Source organism: Nonomuraea guangzhouensis, from assembly GCF_019396345.1.
GTDB classification, from domain to species: Bacteria; Actinomycetota; Actinomycetes; order Streptosporangiales; family Streptosporangiaceae; genus Nonomuraea; species Nonomuraea guangzhouensis.
The window spans coordinates 312,561-331,713 of sequence record NZ_JAHKRM010000001.1 but is presented as its reverse complement, the minus strand read 5'-3'; the positions used below and the strand labels follow the sequence as shown (position 1 = coordinate 331,713).

Genomic DNA, 19,153 nt, shown 5'->3' with positions numbered 1-19,153 from the left:
CCGGCGGCCGATGGTTATCCCCAGAACGCCGTTCGCCTCCACGCGGTCGCCTGCCGGTCGCGGATCCTGAGTGCCTCACCGCACTCTGGAGGCTCTCGTGAAGATCACTCTCCCCTTGCCTGATCGGCTGACGTCCCACTTCGTCGTTCCCGTCGAGCGGACCCCCTTCGACATCGAGTCGTTCATGCCATGGCGGGTCGGCAGGCCGTACAGACGGGGGGTGAGCGCGGCCCTGGGCAGTCCGCTCCTCACTGTCACCCATCACCGCACCCCGTGGCGGCCGGCTGGTGTGACGCTCGCGGTCGAGGAGCGTCACCTGCTCCGCCGGGCCCAGCAGCATGTCGTGATCTCCTCCACGGCACCTCCGCACGCGCTGCCCACCAGCGTCCAGGTGGCCCGCGCCGCGGCCCGCGCGGTCGCCCAGGAGTGCGGCGGCCTGGTCATCGACCCGCTGACCGGCATCACCCTCCTCACCTGCGAGCGGGACGCCGACAATCCCACCGTTTCGTCGCGGGCGAGTGCGGGTGGGCCGTCCGGTGTTCGGGCTGCGGGTGGGCCGCCAAGTGTCCGGACTGCAGGTGAATCGTCCGGATTCCGGGCTGGGGGAGAGCCATCCGGTTTCCGGTTGGCCGATGATTGGCTGGGCTGGGACGTGCAAGTGCACGGGGACGCCACCTGCCCGCCATGGGACCCGGCCGACACCGGCGCCTGCGACTGTCTACGCGTCACGTCCAGAGGGCTGAGCCGCTTCGCCCTGCCCGAGATCACCCTCGACGGCGCGGCCTGCGCCCACAGTCTGTGCGCCACCCGCCTCCTCCGCAGAGTGGCCAACCACCTCCTCACTGATCACCTGACCTTCGTCGCGACCCACCCGGACGCCACCGAGCGCGTGATCGACGACCACCAGCGCATAGCAGCCTCAGCCGGCCACGGCAGCTCACCGTTCACCGTCCACCTCACCCCCTGCGCCGCCGACCCGTCCGGCCACGGCCGCATAGGCCGCATCGGCCGGCTCAAGGTCGGTCCGCCTCCCGGCGCCGGCCAGGTCGCCTACCTCAAGGCCGGTCCACCCCCTGGTGTGAGCCAGGTTGCCTACCTCAAGGCCGATTCACCCCTTGGCGTGGGCCACGTCGCCCACCTCAAAGCCGACTCCGCCCCTGCCATGGGCCAGACCGCCTCTCCCAAAGCCGGTCCACCTCCTGGCACAGCTCTTGTCACCCACCTCAAGGTGGGCCCGCCATCGGATTTCACCGGCTCGCTCAACGACTGGCTGTGCGCCACCCAGCGCACCACCCACGACGTACCGATGGTCATCAGCTGTGACTTGACGGACCGGTCCTCAGCCCTCGTGGCCTGAACCCGACCACAGCCTCCAAGAAGGAACGGAACCCCACATGCTCACCATTCGTAGAACCCATGTGGACGCTTTCGAAGACGTTGACCGTAAATTACGAGAGTCCCGCGAGCAGACTCGCCGATTCGACCACCTGACCACCCGCCGGAAGACGACAACCGTCCAGATCCGGGAGGTCACCGAGCTGACCAGCCAGTTGGAGACACAACTGGCCAAGGAACAGCGCGACGTCACCCGCCTCGAAGGCAAGCTCGGCGGCTTCCTGGCCGTGCTCGCGGGCCCCATCGCGGGCTCCAAGGAGGAGCGCCTGACCAGGGAACGAGCCGAAGCGGAGGCCGCCTGGCAACGGCTACACGGCCAGCGCCGCAGGCTCGACGACCTGACCGCCGACCTCGAGGCCACCGAACGAGAACTGGCCGAGATCTCGGGGGCCCATCAGACGTACGAGAACCTGCTGGCCGACAAGGAGCGACTCCTGATCGGGCTGGACGACGAACGCGGCCAGAAGCTACTCGAGATCTCGAAGAAACTGGCCAACACACAAGCCGACCTCAGGGAGCACACCGAAGCCCGGCACGCGGGCATGGCCGCGGGCGAGGCACTGGGCGTCGTCCTGACGTTCCTGAACAAGGCACGCGGCGCGTCGACCTGGGACATGCTCGGCGGTGGCTTGGCGGCCGACGCCATCGAACACGGCCATCTATCAAGAGCGGACGAAGCAGCCTGGCACGCCCAACGAGCGCTCGACATCTTCTCCCGCGAACTGGCAGATGTCGGGTTTGCCGCCGAGCTCCAGATGCCCAAGGTGGACACGCGGTGGTTCGTGGACTCGTTCTTCGACAACATCATCACGGACGCGCTCAAACACCAGCGCATCAACAAGACCCGCGACGCGGTGGCCTCTCTCCACCAGTGGGTCACCAAAACCGTAGAGGTCTTGACCAGGCGCGGAGAGCAGCTGGAGGCCCAGCGCAGGGCACTGCTGGCAGAGCGGGAGCAGTTAATCGCCAGCTGACCGCCTGACGGGGAAAGATCGCGTGAGCCGACTTCTGGCCGGCAGAACCGCGGTTCGCGAAGGGTCGCGGGTCCTGGAAGTTCCAGCAAATGATCTAGGAATACTCGGCGGGATTGGCCGTCAACGCGCCAGAGGATCAAATGTCGGTGACCGCTGGCACACTTCAGCCCTATGACAGTGGAGACGGTCGTTCTCACCGGTGCCGCCGGACAGGTTGGCTCTGTGCTGCGTGAACCGCTACGGCGTCGGCTACGCCGGCTGATCTCGGTCGATCGCGCACCGCTGACCGCCGAAGGACCGAACGAGGAGGTCCATCAAGCCCAGTTGGCCGGCATCGAGGATGCGATATCGGTCATCGATGGTGCCGACGCGGTCGTACACCTGGCCGGAGTGCCGGACGAGGCGCCGCTCGCCGACCTTCTGGAAGGCAACGTCTTGGGCACCCACCACGTGCTGGAGGCGGCACGACGCACGGGAACCAAGCGTGTGGTGCTCGCCAGTAGCAACCGGCTGACCGGCTGCTATCCGGCAGCGCAGACGGTCTCGGCGCAGATGCCGCCCCGCCCCGACGGGCTGTACGGCGTCAGCAAGGTCGCCGTGGAAGCCTTGGGCCGCTTGTACGCCGACAAGTTCGGCCTGCAGGTGGTGTGCCTGCGCATCGGCAGCCTGGAGGCGGAGCCGAGCGAGCCGCGGCACCTGGCCACCTGGCTGAGCCCCGACGACTGCGCCGGGTTCGTCTGGGCCGCACTGACCCGGGCCGACGTCACCTTCACCGCCGCGTACGCGGTCTCTGCCAACAGCCGCCGGTTCTGGGAGCTCGACGACCGGCTCGGCTACCGTCCTCGCGATGATGCCGAGGCCTACGCCGACCGGATCCCCGGAGTGGCAGGTTATTTCGCTGGTGATCAGCTTCAGGGCGGCGACTACGCCACCGCTGACTACACCCTCCGTAACGCCTTCGATGAGCGGTCGACCTGTTAGTAGCTCGCAGGGGGCCGACGGTCGCCAGGGGTGTGTGGGGGATCAGGTGATGGCCTCGGTGGCTGTCAGCGCCTCGGTGATGGCGGCTGGGATGTCCAGTACGGGGAAGATGACGTGGCGGATCACGCGGAGGCGGTCCACGACCAGGATCAGGCGCTTGAGCCGCAGGGCTTGACCGGCGCGGAACGTGGGGAGACGGAGGGCCGCCGCGAGCCGCAGGTCCATGTCCGAGAGCAGGGGGAACGGGATGCCTTCCGCGGCGGCGAAGGCGGTTTGCTCGTCAGGCCGTTGGGTGCTCACTCCGTGGATGGCGATGTCACGGTCGGCGAACTCGGCGTGCCTGTCGCGGAAGATGCGGTTCTCGAGCGTGCAGCCCACTGCTCCCGGGACTTGATTCCAGCCGGGCGGTAGCGGCGCGGGCATGCCCGTCGCCGGATAGCCGAACAGGACCGTCGCCCGTGCCTCTGACACGACATCGAGCAGCGGCGTTCGCGCACCCACCGACGCCGGCGGACCGACAGCTATCGGGGGACGGCCGGCGGTCTGGCCGCGGGTGGATGGTGGATGGTCGGCGGTGTCGGTCTGGCCGGGGGTGGTCGGTGGGTGGTCGGTGGCGCTGGTTTGGTCGGTGGTGAGTGGTGGATGGGTGGCCGTATCTCGGGGTCCGGCGGCGGCGGTGTCGGTCTGGTCGGTGGTAGCGGGCAGCTGGTGGAGGGTGCCGGGCCGGTTGGTGGTGGTCAGCGGACGGTTGATGGTGGCGGGCAGCGACAGGGGGGTCGGGACGCGGGTGCCCACCAGGGCGTGGACGCGGGCGGCTTCCGCGCTTCGCGGTGCCGCCACCCCCGTGAGGGTGCCGTCGCCCAGGAGCCAGCGGTCCGCCCAGTCCTGCATGGTGATCAGCATGGGCGCCAGCGCCCACCCCGCGTCCGTCAGCACATACTCGTAGCGCACCGGTCCGCTCTGATACGGCTCCCGTACCAGCACCCCATGCTCCACCAGGTGCTTGAGCCGCTCCGTTAGCACCTTGCGGGAAATGCCCAGTTCGCCCAGCAGGTCGTCGAACCGGCGGTGGCCGCGCGTCACCTCGCGGACGATGAGCAGGCTCCACCAGTCGCCCATCACGGCGGCCGCCTGCGCGATCGAGCACTCGGCGTCCTGCGAGCGCAGCTCTCTAGCCATACCGTGACTTTACCGCCAAGTGAGTCTCTGATAGAAACTCAGTCAGTTCCCAAAGGAGACTCATGAGCGTGGCATGGGCGACCCTGAGACGGTCGTGGTTGGTGACCAGGCGGGCCTACCCCTGGTCATACTTCATCGGCACCCTGTTGCTGGGTGTCTTCACCATCGGGCTGGCCTATCTGGGGCTGCGGGCCGTGGCAGGTGGTGAGATATCCGCGGAGTTCCGCGGGAAGGCGGGCACCGGCGACTATCTCGGATACATCGCCGTGGGCGCCGCCGCGTACATGTTCGTCGTGCACGGCATTCTCTGGACCGGCAAGGCGATGATCCAGGAGCAGCGCGAGGGCACGATGGGCGCGTTGATCGTGGCTCCGGCGCGGCGTCTGCCCTACCTGCTGGGGTTCTCGGCGTTCGCCTTCACCGCGGTGGCGGTCGAGGTGGCGGTGCTGTTCGGGTTCGCGGCACTGTTCGGGGTACGGCCGGCGCCGACGGGAGCGGTGGACGCGGTGCTGGCCGTGGCGGGGCTGGTTCTGGCGGTGTTCGGGATGTCGGCCGTGCTGAGCAACGTGATGATCGTCGCCGGTGAGGCGCACATCACCCAGAACAGTGTGTTCCACGCGATCGCCTTGCTGTCCGGGTTCGCCTTTCCGCGGGATTACCTCCCTGAGGCGGTCCGGTGGCTCGGCGAGGCGGTGCCGGTGACGGCCGCCATGGATGTGATCCGCGGCGTCTTCACCGGCGGCACCGGGCTGGATCCAGGCCGCCTCGCCGTAGCCGTCGCACTCGGCCTCGCCTACACCGCCGCCGGATTCCTCGCGATGCCCTGGGCGGAGCGCAGGGCCATGGAACGGAGTTATTGATGATCGAGACCGTCAACCTGCGCAAGGAGTTCGGGGAAAAGGTGGCCGTCGACGGCCTGAACCTGTCGATCCCCGGCGGCCGCGTCACCGGGCTGCTCGGGCTGAACGGCGCCGGCAAGACCACCACCATCAAAATCCTCGCCACGCTGCTCCGGCAGACGTCCGGCACCGTCAGCGTGGGCGGCCTCGACCCGGTCAGGCAGCCACATGCCGTACGGAAGCGGATCAACCTGATCGCCGGCGGCGAGCGCATGGTCTACGCGCGCATGACCGGCCGGGAAAATCTCTGGTATTTCGGCCAGCTCTACGACATCCCCACCAAGGTACTCAAGCCGCGCATCGGCCAGTTGCTCGAACTCGTCGGGCTGACCCATGCCGCCGGCACACGGGTCGAACAGTACTCGCGCGGCATGACCCAGCGGCTGTCCATCGCCCGCGGCCTGATCAACGACCCCGACTACCTGCTGCTCGACGAGCCCACGCTGGGGCTCGACGCGCCGATCGCCCGTGACCTGCGCAAGGTCGTGGCCGGGCTGGCCGAGCAGGGCAAAGGCGTGCTCCTCACCAGCCACTACCTGGCGGAGGTCGAGCAGCTCTGCGAGCACGTGTACGTGATCGGCGACGGCCGCCACCTCGCGGCGGGCTCGCCGGCCGAGCTGATGGCCCAGACCGGTCGCCATCGCACGGTCCGGATCACGGTCACGAACCTGTCGCCCCAGATCGAGGCCGCCGCGCTGGCCTTCGACAGCCGCGTACGGCTCGCACCTGGCGGGGTGGTCGAGCTGAACCATCCGGACGACCTGACGGGGGCGCTGACCACGACGATCATCGAGTCGGGCGGCGCGCTCGGCGGGCTGGAGATCGTGGAGCCCTCCCTTGAGGACGCGATCCTCGCGCTGAGCGACCGCTCGCTGAAGGTGGTCGCGTGATCGGGCCGCCCGAGGGGACGGGCACGACCTGGTCGCCGTGTCGTACGGGGATGGGCGTGACGTCGACGTGGTGTCGCGTGCGGCTGGGTGCCACTCCGTCGTGGGCCCGGTCGGAGGTGGGTGCCACCCCGTCGTGGGCCGGTGCGGATGCGGGCGCGCCGCCGTCGTGGTGCCGCACAGAGACCGGCACCGGCTGTACGGCCAGCGCGCTCGGCAACCGCACCAGCCGGTGGCCGGTGATGACGTGAGGCACGCGTTGAAGGTCATGCGAGCCGAGGCGCTCAAGCAGCACCGCCAGATCTTCGGCAGCAAGCTGGTCCTGTTCTCGATGCTGGTCTGGCCGTTGCTGAAGCTCGCCGAGACCTACTACACGCTCCGGCCGCTGGCCGCGACGCCGGGCATCGCCGAGCGCTGGCCGCTCGCCGCCGACCCGGAACGGCTGCTCGCCTTCCTGGCCACGGGGGCGCTCGGGTTCACGTTCTTCTTCTCGCTGGTGCAGTCGGCCTGGCACTTCTCCTTCGAGCGCCAGACCGGCACGCTGGAACTCCTCTTCCTGTCACCCGCGAACCGGCTGGCCGTGGTCGTCGCCAACGGGTTCGCCGCGCTGGTGCAGAACGCCTGGCTGTTCGCCTGTTTCGCGGTGGCGATGTTCACGCTGCTGGACGTGGTGAATGTGGCGCATCCGGCCATGTACGCGGTGGTCTTCCTGGCCATGCTGGTGCCCGCGGTCGCGTGGGGGGCGTTCCTGAACAGCGTGCTGATCTTCTCCAGAGACGCCGCCTTCCTCTACACGCTGCTGGACGATCCGATGTGGTTCGCCAGCGGGGTGCGGCTGCCGGTGTTCGCGCTGCCCGGCTGGATCCGGGCCGTCGGCTCGGTGCTTCCGCTCACCGGCAGCCTGGCGGTCGTGCGCGGCGCGCTGCTCGACGGGCAGGGCATCGGCGACCTGGCCGGGGAACTGGCAGGGCTGACCGTACTGTCCGGGGTCTTACTGCTGGCGGCGGTCGGGGCACTCCGGCTGGGCGAGGCCCGAGCCCAGCGAACCGGGCAGTTACGCCTCTTCTGAGGCAGGTTGCCGGTGCCACTTCGTTAGCGGCTCGCCTCTTCTGGGTGCCGTCAGCGTGCGGAGGTGGGACTGCGCACGGGTGGGCGCGGGCCCTCTGAGCCCCCGTCAGCGGCTGAGCACCTGCCTGAGGACCCGTTCGAGGGTGGTCGCGGGGTCCGGGTCGGTGTTCGGTGAGCGCCAGGCGACGTAGCCGTCGGGGCGGACCAGTACGGCGCCGCCCCTGCCCACGCCGTACCTCTCCGTCCAGCAGCCCTCGACGTCCATCAGCTCTTCGTCCACCAGCACGCGGGTGAGCTGGATGCGCAGCCGCTCCTTGACCAGCCGCCCCGCGTCCATCCAGGCCCGCCCCTCAGGCCCGGCGATCAGTACGAACCCGGCCCCGAACAGGTCGATGGTCGAGATCAGCTGGCCGTCCCAGTCGAGCGGCACGTGCGGTGCGCGGCTGCCCGGACGCCCAGTCGGTACGCGCGGATCCTCCAGGAGCGCCCCGTCGTCACCGGGCTCCTCCAGGATCGCCGTCGAGTGGTAGCGATATCCGATGATGACGCCCATGGGGTCTTCGAGCGGTTCCGGATAGTCGGTACGCATCGCGGGAGGCATCCGGACGCCGAGGTTGGCGAGCTGGGCGTCGGCCGTCAGCGTGCCGATGGGACGCCGTTCGGCGTCGTAGCTGTCGAGGAAGTCCGGTCCGGCCTGCCCGGTCGCCACCAACCAGAGCCGCCACGCGATGTCGCAGCCGTCCTGGAGCGCGGTGCTCCCGCCCTGCCCGCCGGTGGGCGGCATCGTGTGCGCCGCGTCGCCGGCCAGGAACACCCGCCGGTCGCGGTAACGGTCGGCCAGGATGTGCGCCATGGCGAAGGTGGTCTTGTCGAGCACGCGTACGTCGAGGTCGGGCACGCCGGTCGCCACCCGTACCAGCTCGACGCAGCGTTCCTCGGTGAAGTCGGCCTCGCTCTCACCTCTGGCGGGGTCGTAGTTGACGCCCACCACATGCGCGCCCACGCCCGTGCCGGTCACGATGACGCCGGTGAAGACCTCGTTCTGCAGGTACCAGAGCGTGACCTCGCGTTCCCGTACCAGCTCGCTCAGATCGGCGTCGAACATGATCGAGCACATCAACCCCAGCTCGCCCTTCCCCGAGGTGGGGATGCCCAGCCGGGGGCGCAGCGGGCTGCGGAAGCCATCGGCGGCCACCACGTAGTCGGCCCGTACGACACTGTCGACGCCGTCGGCGCGGATGACCGCCGTGACACCCTCGGCGTCCTGCTCCAGCGAGATCAGCTCGGTGGAGAAACGCAGGTCGGCGCCGAGCTCCTCGGCCTTGGCCCGCAGCACCCGCTCCACCTCCGCCTGCGGGGCGCCCACCTGCGCGACGGGCGTGATGTCGGCGAGAAAGGCGAACTCGTCCTGTTCGTTGGTCACGATCATGTGCGGGTTCGGGGCGGCCAGGTTCGGCGCGATCGCGATGCGCATGCCATCACCGATGCCCTGCGAGATGTCCCGCAGCGACTGCTCGATCCCGGGCACCGGTCGCAGTAACTCGAGGGCTCTGGGGCCCACTCCGAACGCCTTGGGCTGGATCGACGTACTGGGATGCCGTTCGACCAGCATGACGGGCACTTCGCGCCACGCCAGCAGCGCCGCCGCACTCAACCCGGCGTAACCGCCGCCGACGACAAGAACGGGTACTCGCTCGTGCACTGAACCCACCTCCGGGAACGCGTAATATCGCGTCATTGGTCGGAGCAACACGATATGTCGCGTTCAACGGACGGGTCAAGACATATCTCGAAATCGAGCCTGGGCAAGAGGATAGATCAATCCACGCCAGCGCGAGGGAAGACGATCCTGGCTTGCGGCGAAGGATGGGGGAAAGTGACCACCGCCCCGGAAGGCAGGCTTATGCCGGAGATACGAACTTGATCGCCGACGTGGGCGAACAGCTGACCGACGCTGAACTGGTCGCCCGGTTCCGGCGAAACCCTGACCTGTTCACCGCCGTGCACGACCGCTACTACCGCGACATCTACCTGTACGTGGCCGGTCGGCTCGACACGCAGATCGCCGAGGACATCACGGCCGAGACGTTCCTGCTGGCCTTCGACCGGCGCCACCGGTTCGACCCGGAACGCGGGAGCCTGCGGCCCTGGCTGTTCGGCTTCGCCACCAACCTGATCGCCAGGCACCGGCGCAAGGAGACGCGCCATTACCGGGCGCTGGCCCGGCTGGGTCCGGATCCCGTCACGGAAGGTCACGAGAACCGGGTCGTCTCCGATGTGGCCGCTCAGCGTATGCGGCCCCACCTGGCCAAGGCGCTCGCCGCGCTGTCCAGCGGCGAGCGCGACGCCCTGCTGCTGGTGGCCGTGGGCCAGCTCAGCTACGACGAAGTGGCCCAGGCGCTCGGCATCTCCATCGGCACGGTGGGCTCCAGGCTCAGCCGGGCCCGCACGAAGATCCACGCCCTCATCGACAAGGAGAACGTCCATGGATGACCTGGACAGCACGCTCGCCACCCTGCTGGCCAAGCCGGAGCCGTCCACCGAAGCGATCAACGGCAGCAGGGACCGGCTCAACAAAAGGATGCGAGGCCGGCGGCGGGTCGGATGGCTGGTGCCAGGACTCGGTCTGGCCACCGCCGCCGCCGCGGCGGCCGTGGCCGTGATCGCCACAGGCGTGACCGCGCCCGCCGCCGCACCGGCCTCGGCCAGGGAGGTCCTGCTCATGGCCGCCGTCAGTGCGGAGCGTACGCCTGAAGGTTCCGGCGACTACTGGCACGTCACACGTAAGTGGAGCGACCCGGAAATGCCGCAGGAAGAGAGCTGGACCAGCCGAGATGGCCGGCGCTGGTCCAAGGGCGAGCCGGGCGACCCTCCCGACGCCGTCGTCACAGACCCGGCCCCGCTCGCGCTCAAGGGCGTCAAGGTGACCTTGGAGGACCTCGACCGGCTGCCGACGGATCCGGAGGCGTTGAAGGCACGGATCGATGAGCTTCCGGGGGATGACAGCGGCCTGCGCGCATCCGAAGCGCGGAATCTCTCGCTGTTCGCGCTCATCACGGAGCTACCGGCGCCGTCGGAGGTCCGTTCCGCGGCGTTCCGGGCACTGGCCACGCTGCCGGAGGTCAAGAGGACGGGCACGGTCGACAACGGGGAGGAGCTGCTGATCGCTGATCCTGACGGCAAGCTGGAGATCAAACTGGTCATCGATCCCGACAACGCTCGGGTGATGCGCACCAACTATCTCGTCGCCGACGACGGCAGCCTCGCGGGGGGCCCTGTCGGATTCATCTCGGTGACCACCGGCTGGACGGATCAGCCTCCTCAGTGAGCCGCACGGATCCCCTTCTCTCAACATGGGGAAAATCATGCAATTAGGCAAAACGCTGCTAGCCGTTCTCATGGCTGGAGCGATCGGCGCCGCGCCCGCCTGGGCTGCCACACCGGCACCTGAGCGCTCCCCACAGGCGAACGGGGTGACGCTGATCACCGGTGATCAGGTCCTGGTCACGGGCCGCGGACACCAGGTACGGCCCGGACTCGGAAGGAAGGTGGACTTCACCAGCCAGGTGCGAGACGGGCACCTGTACGTCTTCCCTTCGGACGCCATGCCGTTGATCGCGCAGGGGGCGCTGGACCAGCGGTTGTTCGACGTCACCCAACTGCTGGCCTGGCGGTACGACGATGCCCACACCCCCGACATCCCCGTGATCTCACAGGGTATGGCCGGGCCGCAGGGCACCCGTCAGGTCCGGCAGGTGTCCAGCGTCGGGATGAGCGCGGTACGCGTGCCGAAGGCGAGCGCCGCCCGGACGTGGAAGGAGCTGACCGGCGCCCGCTCCTTGACGGCAGGCCAGGCCAAGCTGTGGCTGGACGGTCGCAGATCGTTCTCGCTGGACGAGAGCGTCAAGCAGATCGGCGCTCCCCAGGCATGGCAACAGGGCCTGACGGGCAAGGGCATCACCGTCGCGGTCCTCGACTCGGGCTACGACCCTGGCCATCCGGATCTGAAGGACGCGGTGGTACAGGAGCGGAACTTCAGCGACGAGCCTGACATCCACGACCCCATCGGTCACGGCACCCACGTCGCCTCCACGGTGGCGGGCCGCGGAGAGAAGTACCGGGGGGTGGCACCGGAGGCCAAGCTGGCCATCGGGAAGGTGGGCGGGGCCTGGGGCCTGACCGAATCGAGCATCCTCGCGGGCATGGAGTGGGCCGCGGTCGAGGTCGGGGCCAAGGTCATCAACATGAGTTTCGGCGACGTGGACGGACCGGAGCTGGATCCGGTGGAGCAGGCGGTGAACACGCTGTCGGAGCGGACCGGCGCACTGTTCGTCGCCGCGGCGGGGAACGACGGACCCACCGGCAGGGTGTCCACGCCCGGCAGCGCGGAAGCGGCGCTGACAGTGGGTGCGGTGGACAAGCAGGGTCGCCTGGCCGATTTCTCCAGCCCTGGGCCGCGGGTGGGCGATCACGCGATCAAACCCGAGGTGACCGCGCCTGGCGCGGACATCACGGCCGCCGCTGCCGGGGGCACCTACCGATCGATGAGCGGCACCTCGATGGCCGCCCCGCATGTGACGGGGGCGGCGGCCATCCTGGCCCAGCGTCATCCCGAGTGGACGGGCGCGCAGCTCAAGGCCGCGCTGATCGGCAGCGCCGCCCCGGCCCAGGAGGCCACTCCCTACCAGCAGGGCGCCGGGCTGATCGACCTGGTCCGTGCGCTGAAGCAGCAGGTCACGGCCACTCCGGGCAACCTGTGGGCGGCGTTCCCATGGAGCGGTTCCGGCGAACGTACGGCGACAAAGACGATCACTTACGCCAACACGGGCGACGCTCCGGTCACCCTCGACCTGACGGCGCAGGGCGAGGTGCTGAAGCCGGCAGCCGATCAGGTCACGGTCCCGGCCAAGGGCGAGGCGTCGGTCACGCTCACCATCGACGCGGCCGGCAAGGCGCCCGGCGACTACCCGGGAACCGTCACCGCCAGATCGGGCGAGACGGTGATCCGCACGCTGGCCGGGGCGTACGTCGAGCCGGAGTCGTACGACGTCACCGTCACCGTCCTCGGCAGACAGGGCCTTCCGGCCACCCCCAGGATCAGCCAGATTTACGATGCGAAGACCGGGACCATTCATTCGCTGGCCTTCCGCGACGGCGTGGCGCGAGTCCGGCTGCCCAAGGGCGACTGGAGCGTCTACAGCGACCTCGAGGAGAAAATCGACGGGGGATTCGCCAGGACGATGGCCGTTACCCCGTTGACGATCGACGGCGGCGATCAGCGGCTCACGGTGGATGCGCGGCGGGGCAAAGCGGCCAAGGCCACGCTTGACGACCCCACCGCCCGGCTGGAACTCGGATACCAGACCGCGCTGGTCCACGGCGCTTGGAACACCATGACCCTGGCATTGAACGCGGACGTCAACTCCGAGCTCTACGTCGTTCCCGCCCGCGTGCCAGGTCTGACCTACAGCCTCGGGACCCAGTGGGTCAGCAAGGATGTGTCCCCCAGCCCGTACCTCTACGACCTCGTCGACCAGCGCAGGGACGGCCTTCCCGAAGATCCTGCCTACAACGCCAGGCAGAAGGAGCTGACGAAGGTCAGCACGACCTACCGGGCGTCAGGCGTGGCGGCCACGGGCACACCGATGGCCGGACCGCGCCTCTCGCCCAAGGACGCGTTCTTGATGCCTCTGGGCGACGACATCCCGCTGCCCGGCACGCTCGTCCAATACCGCACCCCCGGGCTGGTCTACGGCAGCGGGATACAGATCGGCACCCAGCTGATCTTCGATGACGGTCGGCTCATGAAACGCGGTCACATGAGCGAGACGTGGAACACCGCGGTCACTGGGCCGTCGTTCCTGCTGCCGAGCGGCAGCCGTACCGGCGACAAACTGGACTTCTCCGCGGCGGCGCTGTTCGCGGACGGAGAGCCTGGACGAACGGGTTCGGACCTCGCCGCCACGGGCACCGCCACTCTCGGCAAGGACGGGCAGGAACTCGCCAGGGCGGATCTCGCCAACTGCGATATCGAGCAGCCGGCAGGGTGTGACCTGCACGCGGATCTTCCGGCCAGGGCCGGGGCGTACACGCTGACGGCGTCGATGCGCCGGCAGGTGCCGCACTCGGCACTCACCACGGCGGTGGAGTCGGTGTGGACGTTCAGGTCGGCGACCACGGACAAGAAGCAGCCGCTGCCGCTGCTCGCCGTCCGCTACCGTCCCGTGGGGCTGGACGACTTCAACCGCGCCGCGCCGGGCACCATGACCCGTCTGCCTCTGTTGATCGAGCGCAATCCCGGGTCGCAGGAGGCGGCAGTGAAGTCGATCGGGCTGGAGATGTCCACCGACGACGGTGCGAGCTGGCACCGCGTCCCGGTCAAGCGCACCGGCTCCGGCTGGACCGCCATCCTGCCGAATCCGCGCGCGGCGGGGTTCGTCTCGCTCCGCGCGGTGGTGACCGACACGGCGGGCACCGGACTGACCCAGACGATCACTCGCGCCTACGCCGTCGGCTGACCGGCGACCAGGTCTCGCTCACCCGCGGCCAGCGCCTCGGGTGAGCACGATCAGGACAGGTATCAAGGCGGCCTGGGTCGGCGGGAATCCAGCGGTCAGGACAGGTGACGCTCGAGAGACTCGATCTTGCTGGTCATGCCGTCAGTGACCCCGGCCCGCAAATCGGCCTTCAGCACCAGGCTGACCCGCGGCGCCACCTCGGCCACCGCGTCCACAGCCCGCTTGACCACGGCCATGACCTCGTCCCACTCACCCTCGACGGTGGTGAACATGGAGTCCGTCCGGTTGGGCAGCCCGCTCTCCCGCACCACCTTGACGGCGCGCGCGACCGGCTCGGCGACCCCCTCGCCGACGCCCAGCGGCGTGATCGAGAATGCGACGATCAATGAAGTACCCCCTCAGAACGCGCAGAACTCACAGCGCGGGCCACGGTGCCGGACAAGCGACGCCGCGGCCCGCACCGGACTCAAGCGTGCTCGTGGTCGTCCTCTTCCTCATCCTCGCTGGGGCCGTCGGACGGCTCGACGCCCAGCACGGCCTCGCGGGGCTCGATCTCGTCGATGTGGTCGACGAGCTGGAGGACGTGGTCGGGCTCGATCAGCCACTGCAGGGCCGAGGCGCCGGTGTCGTCCGACTTGACGAGCTCGGCCTGCTCGACGCGCTCGTCGTCGCTGAGCTCGGCGTCGGGGTGCCGGATCTCGGCCAGCGCGGCGGCCTGCAGCGCGTCCACGTCAAGCACCTCGACGGTCAGCTCGACCGTCAGGCGCAGGAATTTTTCGTTATCACTCATGGCGAAGATGCTAGGGCAGCTTCCACTCGACCGGACCGGCGCCTTGCTGGACGAGGAGCTCGTTGGCGCGGCTGAAGGGCCTGGAGCCGAAGAATCCGTTGCGTGCCGACAGCGGTGACGGGTGCGCGGACTCGATCCGCGGCACATTGCCGAGCATCGGTGCCAGGTTGCGCGCGTCACGGCCCCACAGGATCGCGACCATCGGCTTGTCGCGGGCAACGAGCGCGCGGATGGCCTGCTCGGTGACCTCTTCCCAGCCTTTGCCCCGGTGGGAGGCGGGCTTGCCGGGCATCACCGTGAGGACCCTGTTGAGCAGCAGCACGCCCTGGTCGGCCCAGGGGGTCAGGTCGCCGTTGGACGGCCGTGGCAGCCCGAGGTCGGTCTCCATCTCCTTGTAGATGTTGAGCAGGCTGCCGGGCAGCGGCCGCACATCGGGGGCGACGGAGAACGACAGCCCGATGGGGTGACCGGGAGTGGGATAGGGGTCCTGGCCCACGATCAGCACCTTGACGTCGTCGAAGGGCTGGTTGAAGGCGCGCAGTACGTTGGCGCCCGCGGGGAGATACTGCCGGCCTTCGGCGATCTCGTTGCGGAGGAACTCACCCATCTGGGAGACACGCTCGGCGACCGGTTCGAGCGCATTGGCCCATCCGGCTTCGACGACTTCGTTCAAGGGACGACTGGCCATGGCCGTTGAGCTTAGTCAGGTCTGCTACGGCTTGCGGCCCGAATCCGGACGGCCGCCGTACCAGAATGATCACAGCGCAGGCTTGCCCCGCTGGTACAGCCAGAGGTCGAAGAGCGTGCCGAGATCCTTGCCCGAGACGCGCTGAGCCAGGGAGATGAAGGCGGCCGTGTCGGCGTTGCCGTACTTGTGGTCGTTGACCCAGGTCCTGAGGATGGTGAAGAACGCCGGATCGCCGACCGTGCTCCGCAGGACGTGCAGCGTCATCGCGCCGCGGTCGTAGACGGCGTCGTCGAAGAGCTTGGCCGCGCCGCCCGGGTCGGCGGTGGGCGTCTGCCAGAACTCGTCCTCCGGGGTACGGCTGTACGCCTCGTCGAAGGAGTCCTGGAGCTTCTTGGTGCCCAGCTTGTCCTGCCAGAGCCATTCGGCGTAGGTGGCGAAGCCCTCGTTGAGCCAGATGTCCTTCCACCGCGTCGGCGTCACGGCGTCGCCGAACCACTGGTGGGCGAGCTCGTGGGAGAGCAGCGACTCGCTCGGGACCTTGGGGTAGATCGGGCGGGTCTGCGTCTCCAGGGAGTAGCCGATGTCCGGCGCGTGGTCGATGATGCCGCCGGTCGAGGAGAACGGGTAGGGGCCGAAGAGCGAGCTGAAGTAGTCGAGCACTGGTTTGTGGCGCTTGGCGAAGTCTCCGGCTTTCGCCGCGTCCCGTGGGTCCACAGCGGTGATTACGCGGAAATTTCCGATCTTGGTGTCGGAAAGCTGGAATTTTCCGATGGTGACGGTGGCGAGGTAGCTGGCCATCGGCTCCGTGGAGTTCCACACATACGTCGTACGGCCGCCTTGGGACGTCCTCGACACCAGGTCACCGTTGGCCACCGCCACCCGCGTGCTCGGCACGGTCACCGTGAAGCGATAGGTGGCTTTATCCGTCATGTGGTGATTGCCGGGGTACCAGGACATCGCGCCCTGCGGCTCGTTGGCGTTGAAGACCCCGTCGTCCGTCCGGATCCAGCCGTCGCGCGAGCCGTCCGGGTCGACGACGGACTTCGGCTTACCGTCGTAGCGGACCACGACGGAGAAGGAGCGCCCCGAGGCCAGCTTGCCGGGCGGGGTGACGACGAGCTCGGGGCCGCTGCGCTTGAACGTGGCCGCCGCGCCGTTCACCGTGACGGACCGCACGGCCAGGGTGTCGACCAGGTCCAGGTCGAAGCGGCTCAGCTCCTGCGTGGCCCGGGCGGTGATGGCCGCCACGCCGCTCAGCCGGTTGGGGCCCGGGTCGTAGCCCAGCGCGAGGTCGTAGTGCCCGGCGTCGTAGCCGCCGTTGCCCTGCTGCGGGAAGTACGGATCTCCCGCTCCGGGCGCGCCGGGAGTGGCGCCGAAGGCGAGGGACGTGGCGACTGCCAGCGCGAGGAGCTTCATGTCTGATTTTCGGATCTGTGAGAGGGAGCGTTACGGGCGCCCGCGTCCGGTGGGCTTCTGCGTCGTGTCCGTCTACTTCACCGAACCGGCCATCATGCCCTGCACGAAGTAGCGCTGGAAGGCGAAGAAGAGGACCAATGGGATGATCAGCGACAGGAAGGCGCCCGAGGAGAGGATGTCCACGTTCGACCCGAACTGCCGCATCTGAGACTGGAGTGCCTTGGTCATCGGCTGGTTCTCCGGGTTGGCGAAGACCAGCGCGATGAGCATGTCATTCCATACCCAGAGGAACTGGAAGATACCGAGCGACGCGATCGCCGGCTTGCCCAGCGGGAACACCACCCGAATGAAGATCGTCACCTCCGACGCCCCGTCCATCCGAGCCGCCTCCAGCAGAGACGAGGGGATGCCGACGAAGAAGTTCCGGAGCAGGAAGATCGCGAACGGCAGTCCGAACGCCACGTGGAACAGCACCACGCCGGGGATCGTGCCGAAGATGCCGACGCCGCCGTAGAAGCTGGCGACCGGGATCAGCGCGATCTGGATCGGCACGATGAGCAGCCCGACCACGATCAGGAACCCCAGGTCGCGGCCCGGGAAGTCCATCCACGCGAACGCGTAGGCGGCCATCGCGGCGATCCCGATCACCAGGATCGTGGTGGGCACCGTGATGAACACGGTGTTCCAGAACGACGCGGTGAAGCCGCTCGCCAGCAGGTTGCTGTAGTTCTGGATGGTCAGCTCGGCGGGCTTGGTGAAGACGGTCCACCAGCCCTCGGCGCTGTTGACCTTCACCGAGCGCAGCGAGACGACCATCAGGCCGAGCGTCGGGACCAGCCAGAACAGGCCGAGCAGCACCATCACGACCTGGACGGCGCCGCCGCCGAGACGGTCGACGATCCGCGTGATCACGGTTCTGCGGGGAGCGCCCGCGTACACCTCTGCGGGTGCCGCGGCGGTTGCCGTCGTCACGTGTCTTCCCTCCTGAACCGGCGGATATTCATGATCATGAAGGGAAGGACCAGGATGAGCAGGAAGATCGCGAGCGCGCTGCCCAGTCCCTGGTTGTTCCCGCCGCCGAACGAGACCCGCCACATCTCCAGCGCGACCACGTTCGACTGTGGCTGGACCGATGGTGGCGCGATGATGAAGACCAGGTCGAACACCTTCAGCGTATTGATGATCATCGTCACGAAGACGACGAGCAGCACCGGCGACAGCAGCGGCACGGTGATCCGGCGGAACACCTGCCACTCCGTGGCGCCGTCGATGCGGGCCGCCTCCAGCGAGTCACGCGGGATGGCCGCCAGACCGGCGGCGATCAGCACCATGGCGAACCCGGCCCACACCCAGATGAAGGCACCGATGATCGCGGGCGTGATGAGCGTCGGGCCGAGCCAGGTCAGGCCGTGGTAGGCGGCCTGGAAGTTCGACTGCGGCAGCCGTACGACATAGGAGCCCGCGGGCAACCCGTCGAAGCGGAAGGTGCCGTCGTCGGCCGTCGTGGCGGTGCCGGCCACCTTGCCGTCCTTGACCGCTTCCACGGTCATGCCGGGCAGGCCCTTCTCGCTGGCGTCGACGGCGCCGTTCTTGCCGCCGCCGCCCGCGGTGAAGTCGAACCACACCGTTCCGGACAGGTCGTTGCCCGGTGGGGCGGCCTTGGCGGGCTGCGCGTCGCTCGGCATGATCTGCGGCTTGATGCCGACGATCGGGATCAGCACCGGCTGGCCCGCCTGGACGGGCTGCTTGGTGACGACCGCGCCCTTGTCCGCCGCGACCGCCGACTGGTCGCCCTCACGGGGGCGCGCCTCGGGGTAACCCTGCGAGGAGGAGAACGTGTCGTGAATCGTGGTCAGTACGGCGTTGGCCACGCCCTTGTCGGGGTCCTCGTCGTACACGAGCCGGAAGATCACGCCCGCGGCCATCAGCGAGACCGCCATCGGCATGAACACGATCAGCTTGAACGCGGTCGCCCACTTGATGCGCTCGGTGAGCACCGCGAAGATCAGGCCCAGCGTGGTCACGATGATCGGGGCGACGACCACCCAGATCAGGTTGTTCCTGATCGTGGTGAGCATGCCGGGATCAGTGAAGATCGTCGTGTAGTTGCCCAGGCCGACGAACCCGTTGCCGGCGGCGTCGAACAGACTGCGGAAGATCGAGTAGACGATCGGGTAGACCACCCAGATCCCCAGCAGCACGGCCGCCGGGAGAAGGAAGACGAGGGCGACCGTCGGCGAGGGGCCGATGAGGCGTTGCTTTCGGGGGGTTTCATCAGGTCCGGAGGCGGACCCGCCCGAGGTGTCGTCCTCGAGCGGGGCCTGCGGGCCGTCCAACCGTTCGGTCACGGCCTTACCT

General features: G+C 68.5%; 18 protein-coding genes. 10 read left to right on the top strand and 8 right to left on the bottom strand.

Going from position 1 to position 19,153, the window contains the following annotated elements; all coding sequences use genetic code 11:
* Positions 1-97: 97 nt before the first annotated feature.
* The 3 genes from KME78_RS01490 (at position 98) to KME78_RS01480 (ending at position 3,350) form a co-directional block, all read left to right on the top strand.
* Positions 98-1,357 (top strand): hypothetical protein, encoded by a 1,260-nt coding sequence (locus KME78_RS01490; protein ID WP_219526858.1) that lies wholly within the window; start codon positions 98-100, stop codon positions 1,355-1,357.
* A gap of 37 nt (positions 1,358-1,394) precedes the next feature.
* Positions 1,395-2,369 (top strand): coiled-coil domain-containing protein, encoded by a 975-nt coding sequence (locus KME78_RS01485; protein WP_219526857.1) that lies wholly within the window; start codon positions 1,395-1,397, stop codon positions 2,367-2,369.
* Positions 2,370-2,540: 171 nt separating this feature from the next.
* Entirely contained in the window at positions 2,541-3,350 is an 810-nt protein-coding gene (locus KME78_RS01480) for an NAD-dependent epimerase/dehydratase family protein (protein WP_219526856.1), read from the top strand.
* Between the two features lie 42 nt (positions 3,351-3,392).
* On the opposite strand, the gene KME78_RS65870 is transcribed toward KME78_RS01480, so the two are convergent.
* Positions 3,393-4,529 carry a winged helix-turn-helix transcriptional regulator gene (locus KME78_RS65870; protein WP_219526855.1) on the bottom strand — a complete coding sequence of 379 codons (1,137 nt, stop codon included), beginning with the start codon at positions 4,527-4,529 and terminating at the stop codon, positions 3,393-3,395.
* Positions 4,530-4,591: 62 nt separating this feature from the next.
* Here KME78_RS65870 and KME78_RS01470 point away from each other — a divergent pair, with 62 nt between their 5' ends.
* The 4 genes from KME78_RS01470 to KME78_RS01455 are packed head-to-tail and all read left to right on the top strand — an operon-like array spanning position 4,592 to position 7,384.
* Entirely contained in the window at positions 4,592-5,389 is a 798-nt protein-coding gene (locus tag KME78_RS01470) for an ABC transporter permease (RefSeq protein ID WP_219526854.1), read from the top strand.
* Complete coding sequence (locus KME78_RS01465; protein WP_219526853.1) at positions 5,389-6,318, top strand: ABC transporter ATP-binding protein; 930 nt, start codon at positions 5,389-5,391, stop codon at positions 6,316-6,318. Before KME78_RS01470 ends, KME78_RS01465 begins: the two co-directional genes overlap by 1 nt.
* On the top strand, positions 6,315-6,566 hold the full coding sequence (locus KME78_RS01460; protein WP_219526852.1) for a hypothetical protein: 252 nt from the start codon (positions 6,315-6,317) through the stop codon (positions 6,564-6,566). The genes KME78_RS01465 and KME78_RS01460 overlap by 4 nt, the downstream gene beginning before the upstream one ends.
* Entirely contained in the window at positions 6,563-7,384 is an 822-nt protein-coding gene (locus KME78_RS01455; RefSeq protein WP_219526851.1) for an ABC transporter permease, read from the top strand. The genes KME78_RS01460 and KME78_RS01455 overlap by 4 nt, the downstream gene beginning before the upstream one ends.
* A 105-nt stretch (positions 7,385-7,489) precedes the next feature.
* Here the strand turns inward: KME78_RS01455 and KME78_RS01450 are convergent, their stop codons facing one another.
* Positions 7,490-9,085: an FAD-dependent monooxygenase gene (locus tag KME78_RS01450; protein ID WP_219526850.1), complete on the bottom strand. Its 1,596-nt coding sequence runs from the start codon at positions 9,083-9,085 to the stop codon at positions 7,490-7,492.
* Between the two features lie 218 nt (positions 9,086-9,303).
* On the opposite strand from KME78_RS01450, the gene KME78_RS01445 reads away from it, so the two are divergent.
* The 3 genes from KME78_RS01445 to KME78_RS01435 are packed head-to-tail and all read left to right on the top strand — an operon-like array spanning position 9,304 to position 13,901.
* Positions 9,304-9,876, top strand: a complete 573-nt coding sequence (locus KME78_RS01445) for an RNA polymerase sigma factor (RefSeq protein ID WP_219526849.1) — start codon at positions 9,304-9,306, stop codon at positions 9,874-9,876.
* Positions 9,869-10,711, top strand: a complete 843-nt coding sequence (locus KME78_RS01440; RefSeq protein ID WP_219526848.1) for a CU044_5270 family protein — start codon at positions 9,869-9,871, stop codon at positions 10,709-10,711. Before KME78_RS01445 ends, KME78_RS01440 begins: the two co-directional genes overlap by 8 nt.
* A gap of 37 nt (positions 10,712-10,748) precedes the next feature.
* Positions 10,749-13,901, top strand: a complete 3,153-nt coding sequence (locus tag KME78_RS01435) for a S8 family serine peptidase (protein WP_219526847.1) — start codon at positions 10,749-10,751, stop codon at positions 13,899-13,901.
* Between the two features lie 95 nt (positions 13,902-13,996).
* On the opposite strand, the gene KME78_RS01430 is transcribed toward KME78_RS01435, so the two are convergent.
* From KME78_RS01430 to KME78_RS01405, 6 genes are all read right to left on the bottom strand, one after another.
* Positions 13,997-14,287, bottom strand: a complete 291-nt coding sequence (locus tag KME78_RS01430; protein WP_219526846.1) for an MTH1187 family thiamine-binding protein — start codon at positions 14,285-14,287, stop codon at positions 13,997-13,999.
* A gap of 80 nt (positions 14,288-14,367) precedes the next feature.
* Positions 14,368-14,691 carry a hypothetical protein gene (locus KME78_RS01425; RefSeq protein ID WP_219526845.1) on the bottom strand — a complete coding sequence of 108 codons (324 nt, stop codon included), beginning with the start codon at positions 14,689-14,691 and terminating at the stop codon, positions 14,368-14,370.
* Between the two features lie 10 nt (positions 14,692-14,701).
* Entirely contained in the window at positions 14,702-15,379 is a 678-nt protein-coding gene (locus KME78_RS01420; RefSeq protein WP_219526844.1) for a uracil-DNA glycosylase, read from the bottom strand.
* Positions 15,380-15,448: 69 nt separating this feature from the next.
* Positions 15,449-16,795: a M1 family metallopeptidase gene (locus KME78_RS01415; RefSeq protein WP_219526843.1), complete on the bottom strand. Its 1,347-nt coding sequence runs from the start codon at positions 16,793-16,795 to the stop codon at positions 15,449-15,451.
* A gap of 72 nt (positions 16,796-16,867) precedes the next feature.
* Entirely contained in the window at positions 16,868-17,767 is a 900-nt protein-coding gene (locus KME78_RS01410) for a carbohydrate ABC transporter permease (RefSeq protein ID WP_219526842.1), read from the bottom strand.
* The gene (locus tag KME78_RS01405; protein ID WP_219526841.1) at positions 17,764-19,143 is read right to left on the bottom strand and encodes an ABC transporter permease; all 1,380 of its coding nucleotides are present in this window, start codon (positions 19,141-19,143) and stop codon (positions 17,764-17,766) included. Before KME78_RS01405 ends, KME78_RS01410 begins: the two co-directional genes overlap by 4 nt.
* Between the last annotated feature and the right edge of the window lie 10 nt (positions 19,144-19,153).

What these genes read in the sequence shown, in the direction of transcription:
- KME78_RS01425 (WP_219526845.1), bottom strand. Translation starts at nt 14,691, where the DNA reads ATGAGTGATAACGAAAAATTCCTGCGCCTGACGGTCGAGCTGACCGTC.
- KME78_RS01440 (WP_219526848.1), top strand. Translation starts at nt 9,869, where the DNA reads ATGGATGACCTGGACAGCACGCTCGCCACCCTGCTGGCCAAGCCGGAG.
- KME78_RS01470 (WP_219526854.1), top strand. Translation starts at nt 4,592, where the DNA reads ATGAGCGTGGCATGGGCGACCCTGAGACGGTCGTGGTTGGTGACCAGG.
- KME78_RS01485 (WP_219526857.1), top strand. Translation starts at nt 1,395, where the DNA reads ATGCTCACCATTCGTAGAACCCATGTGGACGCTTTCGAAGACGTTGAC.
- KME78_RS01435 (WP_219526847.1), top strand. Translation starts at nt 10,749, where the DNA reads ATGCAATTAGGCAAAACGCTGCTAGCCGTTCTCATGGCTGGAGCGATC.
- KME78_RS01415 (WP_219526843.1), bottom strand. Translation starts at nt 16,795, where the DNA reads ATGAAGCTCCTCGCGCTGGCAGTCGCCACGTCCCTCGCCTTCGGCGCC.
- KME78_RS01480 (WP_219526856.1), top strand. Translation starts at nt 2,541, where the DNA reads ATGACAGTGGAGACGGTCGTTCTCACCGGTGCCGCCGGACAGGTTGGC.
- KME78_RS01420 (WP_219526844.1), bottom strand. Translation starts at nt 15,379, where the DNA reads ATGGCCAGTCGTCCCTTGAACGAAGTCGTCGAAGCCGGATGGGCCAAT.
- KME78_RS65870 (WP_219526855.1), bottom strand. Translation starts at nt 4,529, where the DNA reads ATGGCTAGAGAGCTGCGCTCGCAGGACGCCGAGTGCTCGATCGCGCAG.
- KME78_RS01465 (WP_219526853.1), top strand. Translation starts at nt 5,389, where the DNA reads ATGATCGAGACCGTCAACCTGCGCAAGGAGTTCGGGGAAAAGGTGGCC.